Origin of the sequence: Xanthomonas sp. SHU 199 (genome assembly GCF_000364665.1) — a bacterium.
In the GTDB taxonomy this organism is placed as follows: domain Bacteria; phylum Pseudomonadota; class Gammaproteobacteria; order Xanthomonadales; family Xanthomonadaceae; genus Xanthomonas_A; species Xanthomonas_A sontii.
In genome coordinates this window covers 1-549 of sequence record NZ_AQOI01000507.1, presented here as the reverse complement: position 1 = coordinate 549, position 549 = coordinate 1, and the positions used below count along the sequence as shown (strand labels likewise).

The following is a 549-nucleotide window of genomic DNA, read 5'->3' as shown; positions in this document are numbered from 1 at the left end:
TGCAGCGCGCGCTGGCAGCAGGCCGCGCGCGATGCCGACCTGAGCTTCCCGAACGGCGCCGGCCAGTTCGCCTGCGCGCTGGGCGTGGCGATCGATGCGCAGCGCACCCCGCATCTGTACACCTTGCTGGAGCGCAGCCGCATCGACGCCAGTGCCGCCACCAAGGCGGCCAAGCGCCGGTACCAGCGCGCGCGGCCGTTCCTGCGCAACGCGCAGGCGGTGTGCACCCCGGGCGATCTCGACGACCTGCGCCAGAGCGGCTCCTATCCGTCAGGACACAGCGCCATCGGCTGGGCCTGGGCGCTGATCCTGAGCGAGATCGCGCCCGAGCGCGCCACTGCGCTGATCGCGCGTGGCCGCAACTACGGCGAGAGCCGGCTGGTGTGCAACGTGCATTGGCAGAGCGACGTGCTCGCCGGCCGCTTCATGGGCGCGGCCACGGTGGCGCGGCTGCACGACGACCCGACCTTCAGCGCCGATCTGGCCGCGGCGCGCGGCGAGATCGCCGCCGCCCGCGCGACCGGGCGGATGCCGGCAGGCGACTGCGCC

At 74.3% G+C, this 549-nt stretch carries 1 protein-coding gene; it reads left to right on the top strand.

Annotated elements, in window-relative coordinates; genetic code table 11:
* Positions 1-549, top strand: a 549-nt coding sequence (locus D183_RS0115645) for an acid phosphatase (protein WP_017909838.1), incomplete at both ends; no start/stop codon positions are given.